The organism is Parablautia sp. Marseille-Q6255 (assembly GCF_951230155.1).
Taxonomy (GTDB): domain Bacteria; phylum Bacillota; class Clostridia; order Lachnospirales; family Lachnospiraceae; genus Choladousia.
Window position 1 is genome coordinate 66,753 of the sequence record NZ_CATNVD010000003.1, and the last position, 20,184, is coordinate 86,936.

A 20,184-nucleotide genomic window follows, 5' to 3' on the forward strand; every position below is an offset into this window, starting at 1 on the left:
CCTAAGCTATGCATTCCCTGCGTTTTCGTCCTTCCCTGCACTCAGTGATACCACAATGACGCCCGCCAGCACGATAAACAGCCCGATGACATTGCGCACGGTCAGATGTTCTCCGAAGATCGTCACCGCCCAGAGCTGACTCCACAGCAGATACACGCTGCGGTTCGCAAAGCCGATATTCAGGTCAAACTTTTTGATGATCTTCTGCCAGCAGAACGCATACAAAAAGCAGACAAAAAACATCAGAAATACAAACAGATACAGCCTCGGATTTTTCAGGCCTCCTGCGTTAAATTCCCGCGAAGCAAACTTGGAAAAAACGCTTGTAAATGAAAACATCATCACACTCAGATGTAAAAACAGATAATCCTTCAGTCTTTCCATAATTCCTCCAGTGTGCTGCCGTCTACACAGATACAGCGGTAGACCTGTCCGACGATCTTGTCAAGCTCTTCTACGCTGTCTGCTGCAGCGACCACGTGACCGATCCGTGTCGTACCGTTCTCCATCGCCTCAACGGCATGACCGACCGGAAAGTCAAGCTCTGCCACAATCCCCTGTTCCCGTATCCGCGCCAGCCGCCTCTCATCAATCGCGGTGATCGTCCCGTTCACAGGGCTCATCAGAAGCTTCGCCATACACGGAACGCCCTCTTTTTCCGGAGAAAAGTCAAGCGGTATGCCCATTGCATTTTCCAGGATCTTTTCATAAAAATCAAATCCATAATACATGGAGATCAGCTCCGGGATACAGGTCGCGCCGGTCCGCCCTCCGATCTCGATGACGGATACCCGGTCATTATCCACAAATACGTCGGCATTGATGGAGCAGTTATCCAGGCCGAGCGCCGCTACCGCGCGCTCCATCTGCCTGAGGATCTCCTGCTGTACTTTTTCATCTCCCCGGTAAGGAAAGCCGTGTCCGGCAGGGATCGTGACCGTTTTGCTGCGGTAGACAAACTTTTCATGCGGCGCCAGAAATACAAGCCTGCCATTTTGCACAATACCGTCCACACCGATCTCGGTCCCGCCAAGCCGTTCCTCTACAAGCACGTACGGCTTCCCGGAACGCTCCAGCGCTGTCCGGTATGCCGCCTCCAGCTGATCCTCCCGCTTTACGATCGTGATGCCACGGCTGCCGGAGCTGTCGACCCGCTTGACGACAACCGGATAGCCGATCCGGCGCGCCGCCTGGTACGCCTCCTCAAGGGAGTATGCCTGGCAGTACGCCGCCGCCGATACATGACCGCGTTCAAAGGCCTGCTTCATCTGCGCCTTGTCCGTCGCCCGCACCGCCGCCTCCTCGGAAAGTCCGGTAAGCCCCATGCGTTCACAGACGTATCCGATCGTCGAGACAGCTACGTCTGTCCCGGTCGTACAGATCCCGTCTATCTGCTCCTCCTGTGCCATTGCCAGGATCGCTTCTTTGTCTGTCGTATTAATATAATATGCCTTATCTGCCAGCGCAAATCCGGGATACTCTCCCGGAATGCTTGCAACGATCGTATAGAGTCCCATACGCTTCGCTGTCTGGATCAGAGGCACCTGATAGATACTGGCACCCAGTATGATTATTTTCTTCATATACCTTTCCCCCGGTTCCTCACAATCCGGTACTCTCCTGTGCAGGCTGCGCCCCGGCGCCATCCCGCGCATGATCCGGCTGTGCGCCATCCGGCGCGCCGCCCGTCTGCTCCTTCGCACATGCCGCCTCCGCGCGCATGACCTCTCTGACCATCCCGTGAAGCGTTCCATCTCCTGCGTTTACCGTCTCCCGCACAATATACTGCGGCGTATTGTTCAGTATCATAATGATCTTTCCCAGATATTCTCCCACAATGCCAAGCACCATCAGCACCAGCCCGAACAGAAATACCATCGTGCACAGCGTAGAAGACCATCCCACCGGGATATCCGGGTACAGGATCTTGTTGAGCACGACCAGTATGGAAATGATCACGCCCGCCATTGCAGAAAAGATCCCAAGGAAAAAGGATACGCGCAGCGGGATCACCGAAAAATTCCAGTATGCCAGCCACAGATTGAACAGCTTGCGGAAGGTATAGCCCGATGTGCCGACCTCCCTCTTATGATGCTCGACCGGAACATTTCCGATATTATGTGTCACACGGTAAAAGATACCGTCAATATATGGATTATAGCTCTCGTATTTGATCACCTCATCGCGGACCGCCCGCGTGATGATCCAGAAATTGCTCGAGACAATATCCTTTGGGCGGTTCAGCATGATCCGTGAGCTCACCTCATTGATCTTGCTGGTAAGATTTTTGAGAGCAGAATTTTTCCTCACCGGATATACGCCGTATACGACGTCATAGCCCTCCTCGATCTTGTGCACAAGCTTAAAGATCTGCGACGGATGCGTCTGCATATCATCGTCCATGCCGAGCACAAGCTCTCCTTTCGTATACTGCAGCGCTGCCATCAGAGCATTATGCTGCCCGAAGTTGCGCATCAGATTGACGCCGCAGACATTCGGATACTGCCGGCCAAGCCCGCAGATCTGGGCATAAGTACCGTCCTTTGATCCGTCGTTGACCAGGACAAACTCACACTCATAGCCCTCATTTTTATCAAATTCTTCCATTACCATCTCAACGACCCTGCGGATCGTCTTTTCTGAATAATAGCATGGTATTACGATTGAAACTAACATTCCAGCTCCCCTGCTCCCTCTTTTGCCAGAAAATCATAAAACAGCGGCGCTCCCCCCGTATGCAGGAAAAGGATCCTGCTGCCTGTGATCTTCTGTTCCCTGATGTATTCCTTCATTCCCCAGAACGCCTTTCCTGTATAAACAGGATCGAGCGGAATACCATTTTCTATATATTCTGTACGGATACACGACCGGATCGCATCGTCATACACCCCGTATCCTCCGGCCCGGTATCCATCCAGCAAAAGGATCTCCTTCTCAAACTGCTCCGGAAGGGGCTGCCCGAGCTTCGCAAAATAGTCGCGGATACCTCCTGCGATCACCGAAAACGCCCTGTCCGTCTCGCGTGACGAGATCATAATGCCGATGATCTTCTTCTTATCCTGCGCCAGAAGATGCCCGCAGATCAGGCCGCTTTGCGTCGCCCCGGTGCCGGAAGGACAGAAGATGTAATCAAATGGTCTGCCGCATTCCCGCTCAAACTGCAGGATCTCGGAATAGGCCTTCGCATACGCCGAAGCGGCCGTCCCTTCATTCCCGCATCCGTACTTGTCTCCATAAATATAATAGGGCCGCCTGCCCCTGGCGCAAAGTTCCTCCATCACACGCTCCACGCTGTCCGCGATCGCCGTCTTTTCGCAATGTACGATTCGCGTGCGCGTCCAGTCGATCAGGTGTGTATTATTCGTCGCAGCGCCATCCTCCTGCTCTTCATGGGAACAGATCATGGTACACTCCACCCCTCTGGAAAAGCAGAGATTAGAAAGTACCCGGCAGAGATTGGAGTGCCGACTCCCGTATATGATCATAGAGTCACAGCCCTTCTGCTGCATATCCTCAAAAAATGCCTGCGCGATCCGCACCTTATTTCCGCCCATGGAAAATGGAAGCAGATCATCCCGCATCATATAAAGCTCATTTTCTCTGTCATTTTCGTATCGTATCCGCTGAATCTGCGTCGCCATGTCCGAGCTCCTTTGCGATTTATTTAACAAATATCTACCCGAATATTATAGAGTATTTTCCCCCTGTGCGCAAGTAAATGCGCAAGGAAGTTTACAAAAGCCAATTTACAAAAGGATACCGCGGACAGTATCGGCGCCGACACCATCCGCGGTAATTCACCTGCTTCTTATTTTATTTCATCCTGCGAAAGCCTTCTGCCAGCCCGCCGTCAGCTGATCTCCTCACTGATGACCGCCCACACGCTGTCCTTTTCATTGCCAAGTACCCACGCTGCAATACCTGCGAGATCATACTGTTTTATGAGCGCTGCCCTCGCCCGGACAGAATCCTCATCCTCCAGCCAGATCTGGCAAAGCCTTCCCTCCTGATCCGTCCACTCGGCATACTGCTGTCCCGTGCTTGCATCGTAGACCTTCTCGGCGCCCTGCTCCGCCACTACCTGCTCGGCATACTCCATTGATACTGCCTCGCTCGTCACTTCCGTCGAGCCATCCTCCAACGTCTTTGTATACCAGATCCTGGAGTAAAATGGGATCGCACTTACCAGCTTCTCCTTGGGGACCTCACCAAGCATATTCTCAATGCCTGTGATCTCAAAGTCCATAGACGCCACGCTTCCTGCCACCTCAGATCCGGCATAATGCTCATCGTATCCCATCATGATCACATAATCACACACTGCGCCAAGCTCTGCGCGGTTGTAATGCTTTGAGAAATCCATCGGCACCGGCACATCCACAGAAAGTATGATCTGGTTCTTCCGGCACAGGATCGACAGCTCACGCAAAAACTGTACGTAATCATAGCCCGCCTCCTGCGCGATCCCCTCAAAATCAATATTGATACCGTCAAAGCCCAGCTCCAGCGCCTGACTGATCAGATAGTTCTGTACGTTCTGGCGCGCAGTACGGGAAGCCAGAAGCGCCGTAGTGCTGACATCCTCACTGAAATTGCTGATGAGCGCCCATACCTGGAGCCCTTTTTTATGCGCCCGCTTTACATAGGAAGCATCTGCATATGAGAGCACGCCCCCTTCGTTGTCGCTTAAATAATACCAGGTCGGAGAGATCACATTGACTCCTGACATCCCGGAAATATCCTTTTTCAGATCAGCGTTCATCTCCGGATAATTGATCTGATGCCATACGAGATTCACCCGCTCCCCGAGCGACATGCTCGTATATTCCGGTCCCTGATAGAAGGTTTCCGTCATGACCGTCTCCGTATCAGAAAGGCGGCTGTTCTTGATATAACCGATATAGCCGTCCGCCGTCATGATCTGGGACCACTCCTCCATCTGGTCGAGTACACGCACCTGGGTGCCCTCTGTCACATCTGTGATGATCGGACTCTTGATACCGCCAAGTCTGCGCACGGCGCTGTCCTTCTGTACCGTCGCCACGGTTCGTTCTGTACTGCCGCGCGTCACGACCACGCGGGACGGCGCATCGAATACTTCAAACTTCAGATCCGAATACTGCTGCATAAAGTTCACAGACAGAAACATCCCCGAAGGAGATGTCTTCAGGATCTCATAGCCTGCATCGAAGCTCTGTCCATCTACGGTGTAGGAGGTCCCGTCCGGTGAGATCTCAAATATCTGGTCCGGCGTCGTGAACAGCAAAAGTCCTGCCGATGCGTCCCAGTGAAAGCGTGAGTTCAGGTCGCGCTGTACCAGTGTGTAATCCACGTATGCGCTTCCGTCTATAATGACCGCACGTTCCTGTGCCAGATGATCCTCCACAACGACTGCCGCCTCGGTGCCTCCGAGTGCATTCGCCGCCTCGCCCGTCCCGGTAAGCCCGAAATACTCCTCTGGAGCGATCCGTTCTCTGGTGGGCATAAACTTTATGATGCAGACTGCCAGTATCGCGATCACGCCGATGCCCGCTATCAGCCCGGCAAGCACCCGATACTGCCTTCTTCTTTTATTCATCGCTGTACCTCCCCTTTTCATGGTAACTCTCTGCGGACAGTTTAACATTTATTTCAGAAATCGTCATTATTTTCGGAGTCATTTTTATAAAAAAATAAGAAACATGCCAACAGTAAAATAAGGGGAATACCGCTGCTACGGCTGCTTTCCTTTCTTTTAGTATTTTTTCTGCTCCGGAATCCTGATAAAATGGATCTCTGTGATGCGGTCCTTCTCATCACTGATAAAGTCTCTCATGTACCCGGAGGGCTCTGCAAGCAGACACGCGTTCGCGATCTCTCCCGCTGCACTTGGCCGCTCGTCCAGATACAGCTGCGTACCCTGCCTTTCATAATCCTGCAGCTCCCGCATCAGAGAGCCTGCACCCTTTTTCTTTCTTTTTTGTTGTTTCAGTCTGTCCACTCTTCTCCTTTTTCACACCGCGCGGACGATGGAGATGCTCTGTAAAACTCTGTGATATATTATAATGATTTCCTGCTCCCGATATGCCCGAAAGAATACGCTTCCCGTATACCGGAATATCCGATACGGTGCGGTATGTGTTCATAAAATATTAACTTGCGTATAAAATAGAAATTGATTATAATGCGTAAAAGAAGTGCGGAAAGGGTATATGGGCGTCGTCTCTGTGGGGAAGCACAGCAGTTTTATTTTCCTCCTTTCTTTCAAAACTCCACATAACCTTTCTGTTATTTATTATATATAATATGTGTATATTTTGCAAGTGGTTTTTACATTTTATATCCACTTTACTCTTTGCACGTCTGCGTATATAATAATATAGTAGTGATTATTGGGTAAGGATGTGATGAAATGAAGATTGAAAAAATCAGTGACAAACAGATTCGCTGTACTCTGACAAGAGAAGATCTCGCAAACAGGGAGATCAAGCTCGCCGAGCTTGCATACGGCTCCGATAAAGCGAAGGCGCTGTTTCAGGATATGATGCAGGTAGCTGCACAGGATTTTGGATTTGAAGCGGACAACACACCGCTTGTTATAGAAGCGATTCCGCTTTCTATGGATTCGATCATACTGATCATTACCAAGGTGGATGATCCGGAGGAGCTGGATACGAGATTTTCCCGTTTTTCCCCGGAAGATCCGGACGCAGAAAATGGCGTCTCCTTCTCTGATCTGAAGGACCGCATCGAGGGCGCTGATGATATTCTCGGTCTGATCAAAAAGATCACAGAAGCCAAAAAGCAGGCAGCATCCTCCGAGCCTGCACAAAAAAAGCAGACAGCTGAACAAAAGGAAGACGTTCCACCAGAGCATGAGGATGAAGAGCTTCGCCGTCTGACACGGTTCTATATGTTCCGCTCACTCGATCACGCGATCCGTGCCGCAGGCGTCCTTGGCACGATGTGCACCAGTCCAAGCTCACTTTACAAGGATCCGGAAAACGGCGAGTATTATCTGCTTGTCAAAAAAGCGAAAAACTCAGCCCAGCAGTTCAACAAGATCTGCAACGTTCTCTCTGAATACGGTCAGACCTGCAGATTTCACCCTGCTATGGAGGCGCATTTTTCCGAGCACATGGAGACTATCCTGCGGGAGCATGCCCTCGAGGATCTGCAAAAGCTTCAGTAAACCCAAAAAGAGTACTGTCAGGTATACCGGCTATTTGCCGGAAATCATACCTGCAGTACTCTTTTTTTATCTGTTTCCCTTCACAGGATCTGTCTCATTTCACGAGACTGCCCGAATCCGGTCCGAACAGCCCTACGTTTCCGGTTTGTTCATACTCTTCTTTCAGCTCTTCATATGCCTGCGCACGTTCTGCCAGATACTCATCAATCGTATCCCTGGTCAGCAGAACGCCGAAGCCGTCTTTTGTGCCTTTCCCGTACATCGTATCAACGATCAGGTCGGCTACTGCATTGTTATAATGCCCCTCATTGACGAAATTGTATGGATTTCTGTTTTCCTGCGTAAATCCGCTGAAATCCCAGATATCTGTGATCTGCACGAGCTGGCGCAGATACTCATAATATTCCGGGCTCTCAAACTTATACATCTCGCCGAGGAAGGTCGGTCCGATCACAACTTTAAGCGTCACACCCCGTTCCTCACACAGCGCCTTGAGTTCTCGCATCGCCTTTACGTTCTTCTTGAGCGCAGGCATGGACGGAGCCTCCTCATCAAACAGCTTTTTCAGATTCTTTTCGTAGCGCGGCAGCACATATTCCTGCACATATCCGTCCGGATCCTGCTCCATCAGACTGTACGGATAAGAATAATTGCGCTCTCCGGTCGACAGTGCGTCCATACCGCGCTCCTGCTGCGTATTCCCCTGTGTCAGATAATCGATCGAGGAAGTGATATTCCTGCAAAGATAATTGAGATTTTCCAGGAGTGTATTCCATGCGCCGCCTTCTACGACCGCAGGCACCTCATACACCTCATTCGTATCTGCACGCGAATATTTCTGTACCTCAATACTGCTTAAATGCAGCGTGATCTCCTCGATCCCCGCCACATCGATCAGGTACTGCGCATACGTCAGGAAATCTGCAAAACAGCCGTACGCCACATAAAAATTATAATAATTTCTGCCAGTGTATTCGGACAGAAGCTCTGTGTCAAGGACGCCCGCCTTTGATCCCCCAAGGACCACCGCATCGTATTCCCCTGCATGTTTCTTCATATATTTACTCTTTGCCGCGCGCGTGTAGCCGTTCGCATCAATCTCATCAGCGCCGCGCTCTACTGCAAAATACCCGGTCGGATCGACAAAGAAATTAACTGTCATAAACGCTGCGATCCCTGCGGATACCAGCGCCAGAAACAGCGCGATCCATTGCTTACTCTTCTTCATATAGCCTCCTGTCTGCACATTGACCACTCGATACTTACCTTAGAACTGGAAATACAGGAACTGTACCACCTGGTTCATCTGCATGATACACAGTAAAAGCAGCACCGCTGCATATACCGCACTCTTCCATCCCGGTTTGAACCGCTCCATCATCTGACGCGAGTTCGGCAGGAACCAGCAGATAAACAGACCTGCCGCAAGCAGGATGGTGCACTGCGCGTTTCCTTTTACAAAGCCCCATACGTGCTGTGCGATCTCATATACGCTGCCGCCCAGCGAGCCGACATTGACCATGCCGCGGTAGACATTCCAGGCATCCGTAAAGGTCGTGGATACGAACAGGACACGTACGCCGACTACACCAACTGCCGTCAGGAAAAACGCGATCGGGAACGGGAATTTCAGATTTTTCCGACGCATCCACGCAGCCATACACACAAACACGCCATTGACGATTCCCCAGACTACAAAGGTCCAGCCTGCGCCGTGCCAGAAGCCTGATACGAAAAAGGTAACCATGGTAGCAATATAATAATTGCGCCACTTATCGCCCTTGCGGTACACGGAACGGAAAATATAAGCCGACAAAAACCGCGACAGCGTCATATGCCAGCGCTTCCAGTAATCCTGGAAGTTGCGCGCCTTGTACGGAGAGTCAAAGTTGTGCGGGATCGCAATGTTAAACATCAGTCCCAGTCCGATCGCCATGTCCGCATAGCCGGACAGGTCAAAATAATACGAAACCGTATATTCGATCGAATGATACCAGGATTCCAGCATGGGAAGCGAGTCCGTGATATTCCCGAAGAAAGCCTGCGCATCCGTTGTCAGCGGGTCTGCCAGAAGGATCTTCTTGGCACAGCCGATAGAAAACAGAAACAGTCCCGCCGCGATATTATCAAAATTAAGCTTCAGATTCTTCTCATCCTCAAACTGCGGCACGACCTCTGCATGATGGATGATCGGACCGACAATAAGCTGCGGGAAGAAGGTGATAAAAAGCAGATAGTTGATCACATCATACTGCTTTGTCTCCCCACGATAGGAATCCACCAGAAAAGCGATCAGCTGGAACGTAAAGAAGGAAATACCGATCGGCAGCACAATATGCTTGAGGGCATAATCACTTCCGGTCAGCAGATTATAGTTTTCAATAAAGAAATCTGTATATTTATAGTAGCCAAGCAACCCTACATTGCCCATGATGCCAAGAAAGAGCAGGAGCTTCTTCTGCATCCTCTGTTCTCCATCCATCCGGGTCAGGCAGGAGCCGACTACATAGTTTCCGATCACACTTCCAAGAAAGAATGGAAAGAAATCAGGACTTCCCTGTCCGTAAAAATAGAGGGAAGCCAATACGAGCCAGATCTTTGCAATAGAATAATAGCGAAACCGGTTCAGCAGAAAATAGACAAAAAACGTGACCGGCAGAAATGCAAAAATAAACTGGTATGTTGAAAATATCATAAATCCTCCGTTTTTATAATGGTATATTGCCGTGTTTCTTCATATAAGGCTGCGCTTCCTTCGTCCGCAGCAGCCGGAATGTCTCTTTTAATCTCCCGACCGTCTCCTCCGGAAGGATGATCTCATCGACATATCCCTTTTTCGCCGCGAGAAACGGGTTGGAAAATTTCTCCTCATACTGTGCTTTCTGCCGCTCGTACTCCTGCTGCGGATCCGCTGCCTGTGCGATCTGACGCCGGCTGATGATCTGTACCGCTCCGTCTGCCCCCATGACTGCGATCTCCGCGATCGGCCATGCGTACACCGCATCCGCGCTCATCATCTTGCAGTTCATGGCAATAAAAGCGCCGCCGTACGCCTTTCTCATGATCAGCGTGACCTTCGGGACAGTCGCCTCTGCATACGCATACAGGATCTTCGCGCCATGACGTATGATACCGCTTTGCTCCTGCTGCACCCCCGGAAAGAACGCCGGCACATCCACAAGCGTCAGAAGCGGTATCCCAAAGCAGTCGCAGGTACGGATAAAGCGCGCGATCTTGTCCGCAGCATTGCAGTCAATCGCTCCTCCCAGATACGCCGGCTGATTTGCCACGATACCCAGCACACGTCCGTCAAAAACGCCGAAGCCAGTCACCGCGTTCATCGCGAACGTCTCCTGTATCTCATAGAAGCTGTCATTTTGCAGGATATTTGTGATCACCTCGTGTACATCATACGCCCGGCGCGGATTGTCCGGAACGATGCTCTCAAACGGCTTTTCAGAAAATCCTCTGGAAGACACCCTCTCCCCGTATGACGCGCTCCACCTGGAAATGAGCTCCTGTGCTGCTTCCCGGCTGCTGTTTGACGGCAGATAGGCAAGAAGAGCCCGGATGCGGTCAAGGCACGCCTTCTCATCCGCACATACCATATGTGCGACACCGCTTTTGCATCCATGTACCTGCGTACCGCCAAGCTCATCCAGCGTCGCCTTCTGCCCGAGCACCGACTCTACGACCGCCGGCCCCGTCAGGCACATCTTGCTTAATCCCTCTACCATAAAGACAAAATCGCACAGCGCCGGGGAATAGCTCGCGCCGCCGGAGCACGGTCCCAGGATCGCTGCGATCTGAGGGATCACGCCGGACGCCTGTACATGGCGCCGGAACATTCCGCCATAGCCGCTCAGAGAAAGGATCCCTTCCTCAATACGGGCTCCGCCGCTGTCATTTAACAGGATCAGCGGTATCTTCATTTCCAGCGCCATATCCTGGATATTGCAGATCTTCTGCGCATGGATCTCTCCCAGTGTTCCGCCGATCACAGTAAAGTCCTCAGCGGCCACGCACACGCGCCGTCCGTCTATCGTCCCCCATCCGGTGATCACACCGTCTCCGAGATACGTCTTTCCCTGCAGCAAAGAAGCGCTGTCCTGCCTTGTCTCAAAAAAGCTGTCGACCGGATGGAACGATCCCTGATCAAGCAGATACCCGATACGCTCCATTGCCGTCATCTTTCCTTTTTCATGCTGTTTGCGGACGCGCTCTCCGCCTCCGCCTGCCAGATGCTCCCGGCGCATCTGCCTTGTCTGTTCGATCCGATCCGACCACATCGTTTTTTCACCTCTGTTTTCCACCAGACCTGCCGCATATCCCTGCTGTTTTCCACAGGCGCCCCGGTCTGCATGCTGTTTTTTGTTCTTTATTACTGACACAGTCTCTTTGCCGCAGGCGCAGCGGCACAGCCGCTGAGCGCAGTCTCTCTCAGACTTGGAGGGATCTGGCGTCCCACCTGGTACATGGTCTGGAGCATCTCATCAAACGGGATCAGCTGTGTCACGCCGCTTAAAGCAAGCTCTGCCCCCGTAAGCGCCACAGTCACACCGGCCGCATTCCTTCCCTGACACGGACACTCGACAAGCCCCCCGATCGGGTCGCAGACCAGACCGAGAAAATTCATCAGTACAAAGGTCGCCGCATCCAGACATTGCTGCGGCGTGCCTCCCATAAGCTCCACCGCAGCGGAAGCCGCCATCGCGCCTGCCACGCCCACCTCTGCCTGACAGCCGCCGACCGCGCCTGAGACCGTCGCGTTGCGCATGGCGAGATAGCCGACCGCACTTGCATTAAAGAGCGCATCAATGATCTGCGCATCATCCAGCCCGTATTCTTCCTGCAAAGCAAGCAGAAGTCCCGGTATCACCCCCGAGGACCCTGCTGTCGGAGCCGCGACGATCAGGCCCATTGTTGTATTCGTCTCCAGCACTGCCATAGCGTAGGAGATTGCCCGTGAGAGTACGCTGCCGCAAATTGCCTTTCCCTCTGTGCGGTGACGGCAGACCTTCTGCGCCTCTCCCCCGATCAGTCCTCCGATCGAACGCTTCGGCGCTTCGACCGGAGCAGTCACAGATTCGCGCATGACCCAGAGCGCATGCGCCATCTGCGCGTAAATAGCTTCCTGCGTTGTCTCTCCCAGCGCACACTCGCGCATCTTCATGACTGAGGAGATCGGAGCATCCTGCGCCGCGCACAGCTCCAGAAGCTCCTTTGCATTCTTAAAATCCATAGCTATACTCTCCTTTGGATCGGGATAAAGGTAACATCCTGCACGTTATCATTTTGAAGGATCTGCTCCTTCGTATCCTCCGGCAGGGAGCCGTCAAACTCAATAATGCTGTATGCAATGTCCCCTTTTTTCTCCCGGAACAGCTTCATAAAAGCAATATTCACATTTTTCTCGCTCAGGCACCGCGTAATATGCGCGATCACGCCCGGCCGGTCATAATGGATAATGATCAGAGTACTGTACTCGCCGGAAAAATCCACGTCAATGTGATTGATCCTGCTGATCCTCATCTTTCCGCCGCCAAGAGACTCTCCGCGCACCGTATAAGAGCGCCCGCCTGCACAGGTGATCCGGATATCTACGGTATTGGGGTGAATATCCGGATCCTCCCCCGCCTCAATAAACCGATAAGAGATCCCCCGCTCCCCTGCGATAGAAAATGCAGACGGGATCCTCCTGTCATCCGGGGCAAAGCCCATCACGCCTCCCAGCAGGGCCAGATCCGTTCCATGTCCGTGATAGGTCTGCGCAAAGGAATTGTAAAGGATGAATTCTACCTCCACAACAGGGCCGTCCGCCATCTGCTGCGCCAGAAGCGCGATCGAACACGCTCCTGCTGTATGAGAGCTCGATGGACCGATCATCTCCGGTCCGAGCACATGAAATGCACTGATAAATGACATAACCTGTTCCTTTCATCCGCATACTGCGGTGCTGCTTCATAAAATCCTTTTCCATTTATAACAGAAATCCGCCAAAAAAACAATACGTCTTCTTTCCAAAATCAAATTTCCCGCATCCTACATCAAAGGCGCCATAATCTTTAAAAACATCCCGGCAAGCTTTCTTGTCCATCTGTCATGCCGCACATCAAACATGGTCATAAGCTGACATTTGGGCAGGGTCGCGCGAAAATCTGCTTCAATATCACAGATCTGCGGCACGCCATACAAAAATACTGCACACTCAAAATTGAGATACAGGCTGCGGTAGTCCAGATTGATCGCCCCGACGACCGCTCTCTTATTATCACTTACAAATACCTTGGAATGGATAAATCCCGGAGTATACTCATAAATCTGTACGCCTGCGCAGATCAGCTTCTTATAATAGGAATGTGCCAGTGCAAACGCATACTTTTTATCCGGAATATGCGGAAGAATGAGCTTTACATCAACGCCGCGCTGCGCTGCATAGACAAGCGCCTGCATCATCTCATGCCCCGGCACAAGATACGGCGTCATGATATGCACGTACTGACTGGCGCTGTTCAGAATATCAATATAGATGCGCTCTGCTGTCTTCTCCTTCCCAAACGGGTTGGCGGCGTAGGGCATCACAAAGCCGCGGCTCTCCTGCGCAGGAACGGACACATCTCCGGTCTTCAGATATACAGAAAAATTCTCCAGCTTATCATAAATGTTCCACATCCGCAAAAACATAACCGTAAAGCTTCTGACCGCCTCTCCGCGCAGCATGATCGCCGCATCCTTCCAGTGTCCGAAGCGCTCTCTGCGGTTGATGTATTCATCTGCCAGATTCACCCCGCCTGTAAATGCCGTATGCCCGTCTATCACGGCGATCTTGCGGTGATCTCTGTTATTATAATGTGTCGATATCACCGGATACACCGGAGAAAACGCTCTGCACCGGATCCCTGCACTTTTTAGCCGGGACGAAAAGTCAGACGGCAGATTATACAGCTCATTCATACCGTCATACAGCACGCGCACCTCAACCCCCTCCTGCACCTTTGCTTTGAGGATCTCAAAAACGCTGTCCCACATATACCCTTCGGAAATAATAAAATATTCCAGAAAAATAAACCGCTGCGCAGCGGCCAGCTCCTGCAGAAGCTGCTCAAATTTCTCCTCGCCGCTTCTAAAATACCGGACCTGTGTATTCTGATAGACCGGGTATCCGTCATTCTTCCAGACATATTTGATCAGCTGCGCCGTCCGCCTGCCCGTCTGCTGCAGGGCATGCACAGTCGCCGGATCCTGCGAGAGCAGCTGCGCCGTGCGCTCGTCGATCTCCCGGATCCTTCCCGCAAGCACACGGGTCCCGGGCTGCATCTCGACATACAGATATAAAAGTCCTCCAAATACAGGAAAGAGCAGCACCAGGGCAGTCCACGTAAGCTGGAACACCGGATTTTCCTGTCGGTTCACAATGATCACAAGCATCAGTATCCCGAATACGATCTGTCCTCCAAAAAACACATACACATACTGCGCCAGAAACCGGATGATGACAAACAGAAGCAGAAGCTGGAGCAGTAAAAGACCGAGAAGTATCCCGGTGCGGCCGAACACGACCCGCATGATCCCCCGTTTGCCTTTTCGGATCGAGGCATCCTTTAATGCCTGAAGCTGAACATCCATATCGACTCCTCCCATCTTTCTCTCCATGCCAGCCGGATATATCTGCTGCACATCCGCATACTCTCACAAAGCAGCCGACAGCAGTCCCTCAGTTCACTTTGTGCTCATTGTACTGTATAATCCAGATGCATGCAAGATACTGTGCGCATAACTTATGTCTTATACAAAAACAAACGTGCGTTTTGCACACTCCCACGCTTTTACACAACGGACACTATGAAATAATCCGGACCGGTCAGGAAATCACCTTTGATCCCTGACCGGTCCGGATTATTTCTGTTATATTTATATTTTTATGCCAGACGGGCTTCTTCTACGTATCGTTTGATATTAGAAGCATTTACATACTTGTCAACGGTATTGCCGCACAGTACCACGAGCGTTGGAGCCTGCATGATCCCGTATTCGCTGACAAGCTCCTGGTTTTCCTCAGCATCAACGGTCTCATAGGCTACACCTCTTAGCATCTCCTTTGCGATCCGGCAGTTTGGGCACGACTTTGTCGTAAAAAGATACCGCACCTCGCCGCTGCCCTCTGTCTGAGCCCCGGCCACATCGCAATCATCCGGGCGGCTGATCTCTTTCGGAACAACCACATTCATACCAGCCTGATACACAGCGCCTGCGCCTGCGTCCGCGTGCTTCTTCAGTACCGAATGCTCGATATCGTACAGCTTACGATTCGCAAATTCCTGCGTCTTTCCATCATTCCAGTTCTGCACCGGACGATAGTATCCGGTAATACGGCTGTAGACCTCGGTCCGTTCTCCGCAGATCGGGCAGACCTCCTGCTCTCCGTCCAGATACCCATGTGCCTGACAGATCGAATACGTCGGCGACAGAGTATAGTACGGCAGCTTATAATTCTCCGCGATCTTGCGCACCAGCGTCGCCGCTGCCTTCCAGCCTGGAAGCCGCTCTCCGAGGAAGGCATGAAAGACCGTGCCGGAGGTGTAGAGTGTCTGCAGGTCATCCTGGATATCAAGCGCATCAAAAATATCGGACGTATAATCTACCGGCAGATGCGAGCTGTTCGTATAATACGGTGTATCACCCGGCTTTCCTGCTGTGATGATCTCCGGCCAGCGCGCACGGTCATGCTTTGCCAGGCGGTAGGTCGTAGATTCTGCCGGCGTTGCCTCCAGATTATACAGATCTCCGTATTCCTCCTGATACTTCACAAGGCGTTCTCTCATATGGTTGAGCACATCCTTCGCAAACTGCTGCGTCTGCGGATGCGTCAGATCCTTACGCAGCCAGTTTGCATTCAGTCCCGCCTCATTCATACCGATCAGACCGATCGTTGAAAAGTGATTATCGAAGGAGCCAAGGTAGCGTTTCGTATACGGATACAGCCCCTCATCCAGCAGCTTCGTGATCACATCCCGCTTGATCTTCAGAGAACGGGCGGAAATATCCATCATATGATCCAGTCTGTGATAAAAGTCTTTTTCATTTGCCGCAAGGAAGGCAAGTCTCGGAAGATTGATCGTCACGACCCCGACACTTCCCGTACTCTCTCCAGAACCGAAAAATCCGCCCATCTTCTTGCGCAGCTCGCGCAGGTCAAGGCGCAGACGGCAGCACATGCTGCGCACGTCGCTCGGCTCCATATCACTGTTGATATAATTTGAAAAATACGGTGTGCCGTATTTCGCTGTCATGGTAAAGAGCAGCCGGTTGTTCTCTGTCTCCGACCAGTCAAAATCCTTTGTGATCGAATACGTCGGGATCGGATACTGGAACCCGCGGCCATTCGCATCCCCCTCGATCATCGTTTCGATGAAGGCGCGGTTGATCATATCCATTTCCTTCTTACAGTCCTTATAGCAGAAATCCATCGGCTGTCCGCCAACGATCGCCGGAAGCTCTGCCAAATCGTTCGGGACAGTCCAGTCCAGCGTAATATTGGAAAACGGCGCCTGTGTCCCCCAGCGGCTCGGAGTATTCACACCATAGATAAAGGACTCGATGCATTTCTTGACCTCCGGATAAGAAAGCCCGTCCGCCTTTACAAAGGGAGCCAGATACGTATCAAAGGAGGAAAATGCCTGCGCGCCTGCCCACTCATTTTGCATGATACCGAGGAAGTTCACCATCTGATTGCACAGTACGGACAGATGCTTGGCAGGAGCAGATGTGATCTTTCCTTTTATCCCTCCAAGCCCTTCCAGAATAAGCTGCTTTAAGGACCAGCCTGCACAGTAGCCTGTAAGCATCGAAAGGTCATGAATGTGGATATCTGCATTGCGGTGCGCCTCCGCGATCTCCTGATCATAGATCTCTGAAAGCCAGTAATTTGCCGTAACGGCGCCTGAATTGCTCAGGATCAGCCCGCCCACAGAATACGTGACGGTAGAATTCTCCTTTACTCTCCAGTCCTCTACCTTTACATAGCTGTTCACGATCTCTTTATAATCAAGGATCGTTGACTTCATATTCCGGATCTTCTCCCGCTGCTTGCGGTAAAGGATATATGCCTTCGCCACATCCGCATAGCCTGCCTGGATCAGCACATGCTCTGCACTGTCCTGCACACTCTCTACATCGATCAGACCATCCTTTATTTTACTCTGAAAATCTGCTGTCACACGCAGCGCCAGAAGATCTACCATGTCTTTGTTATATTCCATCTGTTTTGCTTCAAATGCCTTCGCTATCGCCCCGCTGATCTTTGCGAGATCAAAATCAGCGACTTCTCCATCCCGCTTTATCACTTTAAACACAATATAACCCTCCCTGACATTATATATATAACTATATCTTGTTTCGCATCACTGCGACCCGGACTCCAGTATAACACCGCAGCGCAGGTAAGTCAATGGACTTTCCCCAGATCCCCGCCGGGATCCATACTATATATATGTATTATTTTTCCAGAAAACAACTAAATATAGATATGTAAAATGCCGCAAACGCCCTGTTATACGGGTATTTGCGGCATCTGTAAGCTGTCTGTTTTTCTTTTTATGAAAACTTTTGTACGGTCTATACATTCATATAAATACTCTCCGGCACGTATGCACGCACAAAGATCCCATCCTCCTGATAGGCCTCCTCGACCAGCTCGCCCTTTTTGCGGATCAGCTGTATCACTCCTGCCTTCTCATACGGATAAAGCCGTTCGATGTAGATCTTCTGCGAGCGGAGCACATCAGCCACTGCCTCCCTAAGTTCAGGGAGCCCCTCGCCCGTATGCGCAGACGTCAGTATACTGCGCTCCGCGCGAAAATCACGAAAGGTCTGGCGGTCCGCGAGCAGATCCTGCTTGTTAAATACGGTAATGACCGGCTTGCCGTCTGCTCCGAGCTCATGCAGCGTCTCATATACTACCTGCATCTGCGCCTCCATCTGCGTACTGGAGGAGTCGACCACATGGATCAGGATATCTGCGCAGCAGACCTCCTCCAGGGTACTCTTAAACGCCTCCACGAGATGATGAGGCAGCTTTCTGATAAAGCCTACCGTATCTGTCAGAAGCACCTCCTGACTGCCTGACAGGCGAATACCGCGCGTTGTCGTATCCAGCGTCGCAAAAAGCTTCGCATCCTCAAGGACATCCGCCCCTGTCATTGCGCGGAAGATCGCTGATTTTCCGACTGAGGTATAGCCCACCAGCGCAACGATCTTCTGCTGCGCCCTGCGGCGCTGCGACCGGATCAGCTCCCGGTGCCGGATCACCTCTTCCAGCTCCCGTTTCAGATGGCTGATCTTTGTCCGTATCAGCCTCCGGTCCATTTCCAGCTTTTTCTCTCCCGGTCCTCTCGTACCGATACCGCCTCCCAGTCTGGAAAGAGAATTCCCCAGTCCCGTAAGCCTTGCCGCCCGGTAACGCAGCTGCGCCAGCTCGACCTGGAGCTTTCCTTCCCGGGAAGTGGCATGACGCGCAAAAATATCCAGGATCAAAAGCGTGCGGTCCATCACCTTGCAGTCAAGCTCGCTTTGCAGATTATTCAGCTGCGCCGGAGACAGCTCATCATCGCAGATGATGCCGGTCGCCTCTGTCTCCCAGAGAAGGCGGCGCACCTCGTCCAGCTTGCCCTTCCCGATATACGTCCCCGGATGGATCCGCTCTCTCTTTTGTATCACAGAGGCCACTGCACTGGCGCCCGCCGTCTCAGCCAGATCGCCGAGCTCGCGGACCGACTCCTCCGTATCATCGCCCACAGCCTGCTGTACGCCTACAAGGATCACCCGCTCCTGTATTGCTTTTAATTCTGTCATTTCCATATATAGAACCTGTTCTTTCCTAAAATATAAAACGCTTCCCGATGCACTCAGCGCGTTGACAGAAACGTCCATTCCTTCTGTCCCGCCTCGTCTCCCGGATACCGCTGCACATACTCCTGCGCCTTTGCTTTTGCTGTCTCAAAATCCTGCATGTTCTCGTATGCAATGATCTCATTAAAATACAGCTCCTGCTTTCCCGCGCTTCCCTCCAGCGCAAGCCCTTCCCCGATATAGGAAAGCGCCGTGCTGTAATCACCGTCTGCCATCGCACACAGAGCAAGTCCATTATAGGACTGAGGCGTCTTTCCAAACTCCTCCTGGATCTGCTGGTACGTCGCAAGCGCGTGCTCATAATCGCCAAGCCTGAGATACACCTGTCCGATCAGCTCCATCGCCGGCTCATACTTCTGCTCCACCGGTCCGATCAGCTGGCTTTGCGCAGTCTCATAATCCTCCAGATAATAATAAATGCGCCCCCTGTTATAATAGTGTTCCATATCCTCGCCCTGAATATTCAGCGCGCTCTGCAGATACTCTCCTCCCAGCCCGGAGATATTCTCGTCATTATAGCACTGGTAAATATTCAGATACAGATCATAATCTTCCGGCGCAAGCTTTACAGCGGCGTCAAAATCTGCTTTCGCCTCCTCCTGCTCGCCCCGGTAGAGATGGCTCGCCCCTCTTAAAAAGTATGCGTCCGCATTTCCCTTCTTTTCCTCCTGCAGGATCTCATCGCACGTCTCGATCGTATCCTCGTACTCTTCCTGCCTGTACTGCGCCGTCGCCAGGTGCAGCCGAAGATCCAGCTTATTTTCCGGCATACGCCCGTCTGTATACTCCAGCGCGTCCGAAAACGCCTGCTGTGCATCCTCATACTGTGCCAGCCCCATATAAGAAAGCCCCAGTCCACGGTATGCAAGCACGGCTTCCTCACCGCTTTGGACTGCATCTGCAAAAAGCTGCTGTGCCTGCTGATACTCTCCCGCATCGAGCGCCGCATTGCCGGCAACTGTATTCTGCCCCGTCGCGCCGCCCATCGCACAGCCGCCAAGCATCATAGCCGCTGCCATAATAAAAACACTGTTGATCCTCTTCAGACTTTTTTTCATTCTCTAAACTCCTTATCCGTTCTCCAGCCTCCCGCACCGGCCCTTTTT

Annotated in this window: 16 protein-coding genes; 1 reads left to right on the forward strand and 15 read right to left on the reverse strand. The window is 51.8% G+C overall.

Features of this window, described 5'->3' with window-relative positions:
- Window positions 1-6 precede the first annotated feature (6 nt).
- The 6 genes from QOX44_RS03855 to QOX44_RS03880 all read right to left on the reverse strand — a co-directional run bounded on the left by QOX44_RS03855 (window position 7) and on the right by QOX44_RS03880 (window position 5,980).
- On the reverse strand, window positions 7-384 hold the full coding sequence (locus QOX44_RS03855) for an EamA-like transporter family protein (protein WP_283681369.1): 378 nt from the start codon (window positions 382-384) through the stop codon (window positions 7-9).
- Complete coding sequence (locus tag QOX44_RS03860; RefSeq protein WP_283681370.1) at window positions 372-1,703, reverse strand: ATP-grasp domain-containing protein; 1,332 nt, start codon at window positions 1,701-1,703, stop codon at window positions 372-374. Before QOX44_RS03860 ends, QOX44_RS03855 begins: the two co-directional genes overlap by 13 nt.
- A complete protein-coding gene (locus QOX44_RS03865; protein WP_283681371.1) occupies window positions 1,603-2,676 on the reverse strand; it encodes a glycosyltransferase family 2 protein in 1,074 nt (357 codons plus the stop codon). The genes QOX44_RS03860 and QOX44_RS03865 overlap by 101 nt, the downstream gene beginning before the upstream one ends.
- Window positions 2,670-3,641 carry a 1-aminocyclopropane-1-carboxylate deaminase/D-cysteine desulfhydrase gene (locus QOX44_RS03870; protein ID WP_283681372.1) on the reverse strand — a complete coding sequence of 324 codons (972 nt, stop codon included), beginning with the start codon at window positions 3,639-3,641 and terminating at the stop codon, window positions 2,670-2,672. Before QOX44_RS03870 ends, QOX44_RS03865 begins: the two co-directional genes overlap by 7 nt.
- Window positions 3,642-3,850: 209 nt before the next feature.
- A complete protein-coding gene (locus tag QOX44_RS03875; protein ID WP_283681373.1) occupies window positions 3,851-5,578 on the reverse strand; it encodes a glycosyl hydrolase family 18 protein in 1,728 nt (575 codons plus the stop codon).
- Window positions 5,579-5,734: 156 nt separating this feature from the next.
- A complete protein-coding gene (locus tag QOX44_RS03880; RefSeq protein WP_283681374.1) occupies window positions 5,735-5,980 on the reverse strand; it encodes a hypothetical protein in 246 nt (81 codons plus the stop codon).
- 411 nt (window positions 5,981-6,391) lie between these two features.
- Between QOX44_RS03880 and QOX44_RS03885 the strand changes: the two genes are divergently transcribed.
- On the forward strand, window positions 6,392-7,171 hold the full coding sequence (locus QOX44_RS03885) for an adaptor protein MecA (RefSeq protein ID WP_283681375.1): 780 nt from the start codon (window positions 6,392-6,394) through the stop codon (window positions 7,169-7,171).
- A gap of 94 nt (window positions 7,172-7,265) precedes the next feature.
- Here the strand turns inward: QOX44_RS03885 and QOX44_RS03890 are convergent, their stop codons facing one another.
- From QOX44_RS03890 to QOX44_RS03930, 9 genes are all read right to left on the reverse strand, one after another.
- Window positions 7,266-8,399 carry a hypothetical protein gene (locus tag QOX44_RS03890; protein WP_283681376.1) on the reverse strand — a complete coding sequence of 378 codons (1,134 nt, stop codon included), beginning with the start codon at window positions 8,397-8,399 and terminating at the stop codon, window positions 7,266-7,268.
- A gap of 39 nt (window positions 8,400-8,438) precedes the next feature.
- Window positions 8,439-9,866: an MBOAT family O-acyltransferase gene (locus tag QOX44_RS03895; RefSeq protein ID WP_283681377.1), complete on the reverse strand. Its 1,428-nt coding sequence runs from the start codon at window positions 9,864-9,866 to the stop codon at window positions 8,439-8,441.
- A 13-nt stretch (window positions 9,867-9,879) separates the two neighbouring features.
- Window positions 9,880-11,562 (reverse strand): acyl-CoA carboxylase subunit beta, encoded by a 1,683-nt coding sequence (locus tag QOX44_RS03900; protein WP_283681378.1) that lies wholly within the window; start codon window positions 11,560-11,562, stop codon window positions 9,880-9,882.
- Window positions 11,553-12,413 carry an L-serine ammonia-lyase, iron-sulfur-dependent, subunit alpha gene (gene sdaAA, locus QOX44_RS03905; RefSeq protein WP_283681379.1) on the reverse strand — a complete coding sequence of 287 codons (861 nt, stop codon included), beginning with the start codon at window positions 12,411-12,413 and terminating at the stop codon, window positions 11,553-11,555. Before sdaAA ends, QOX44_RS03900 begins: the two co-directional genes overlap by 10 nt.
- Before the next feature lie 2 nt (window positions 12,414-12,415).
- A complete protein-coding gene (gene sdaAB / locus QOX44_RS03910; protein WP_283681380.1) occupies window positions 12,416-13,096 on the reverse strand; it encodes an L-serine ammonia-lyase, iron-sulfur-dependent subunit beta in 681 nt (226 codons plus the stop codon).
- Between the two features lie 117 nt (window positions 13,097-13,213).
- Entirely contained in the window at window positions 13,214-14,797 is a 1,584-nt protein-coding gene (gene cls, locus QOX44_RS03915; protein ID WP_283681381.1) for a cardiolipin synthase, read from the reverse strand.
- Window positions 14,798-15,090: 293 nt separating this feature from the next.
- A complete protein-coding gene (locus tag QOX44_RS03920; protein WP_283681382.1) occupies window positions 15,091-17,523 on the reverse strand; it encodes a ribonucleoside triphosphate reductase in 2,433 nt (810 codons plus the stop codon).
- A 262-nt stretch (window positions 17,524-17,785) separates the two neighbouring features.
- Entirely contained in the window at window positions 17,786-19,027 is a 1,242-nt protein-coding gene (gene hflX / locus QOX44_RS03925; RefSeq protein WP_283681383.1) for a GTPase HflX, read from the reverse strand.
- Between the two features lie 47 nt (window positions 19,028-19,074).
- Window positions 19,075-20,136, reverse strand: a complete 1,062-nt coding sequence (locus QOX44_RS03930) for a tetratricopeptide repeat protein (protein WP_283681384.1) — start codon at window positions 20,134-20,136, stop codon at window positions 19,075-19,077.
- Between the last annotated feature and the right edge of the window lie 48 nt (window positions 20,137-20,184).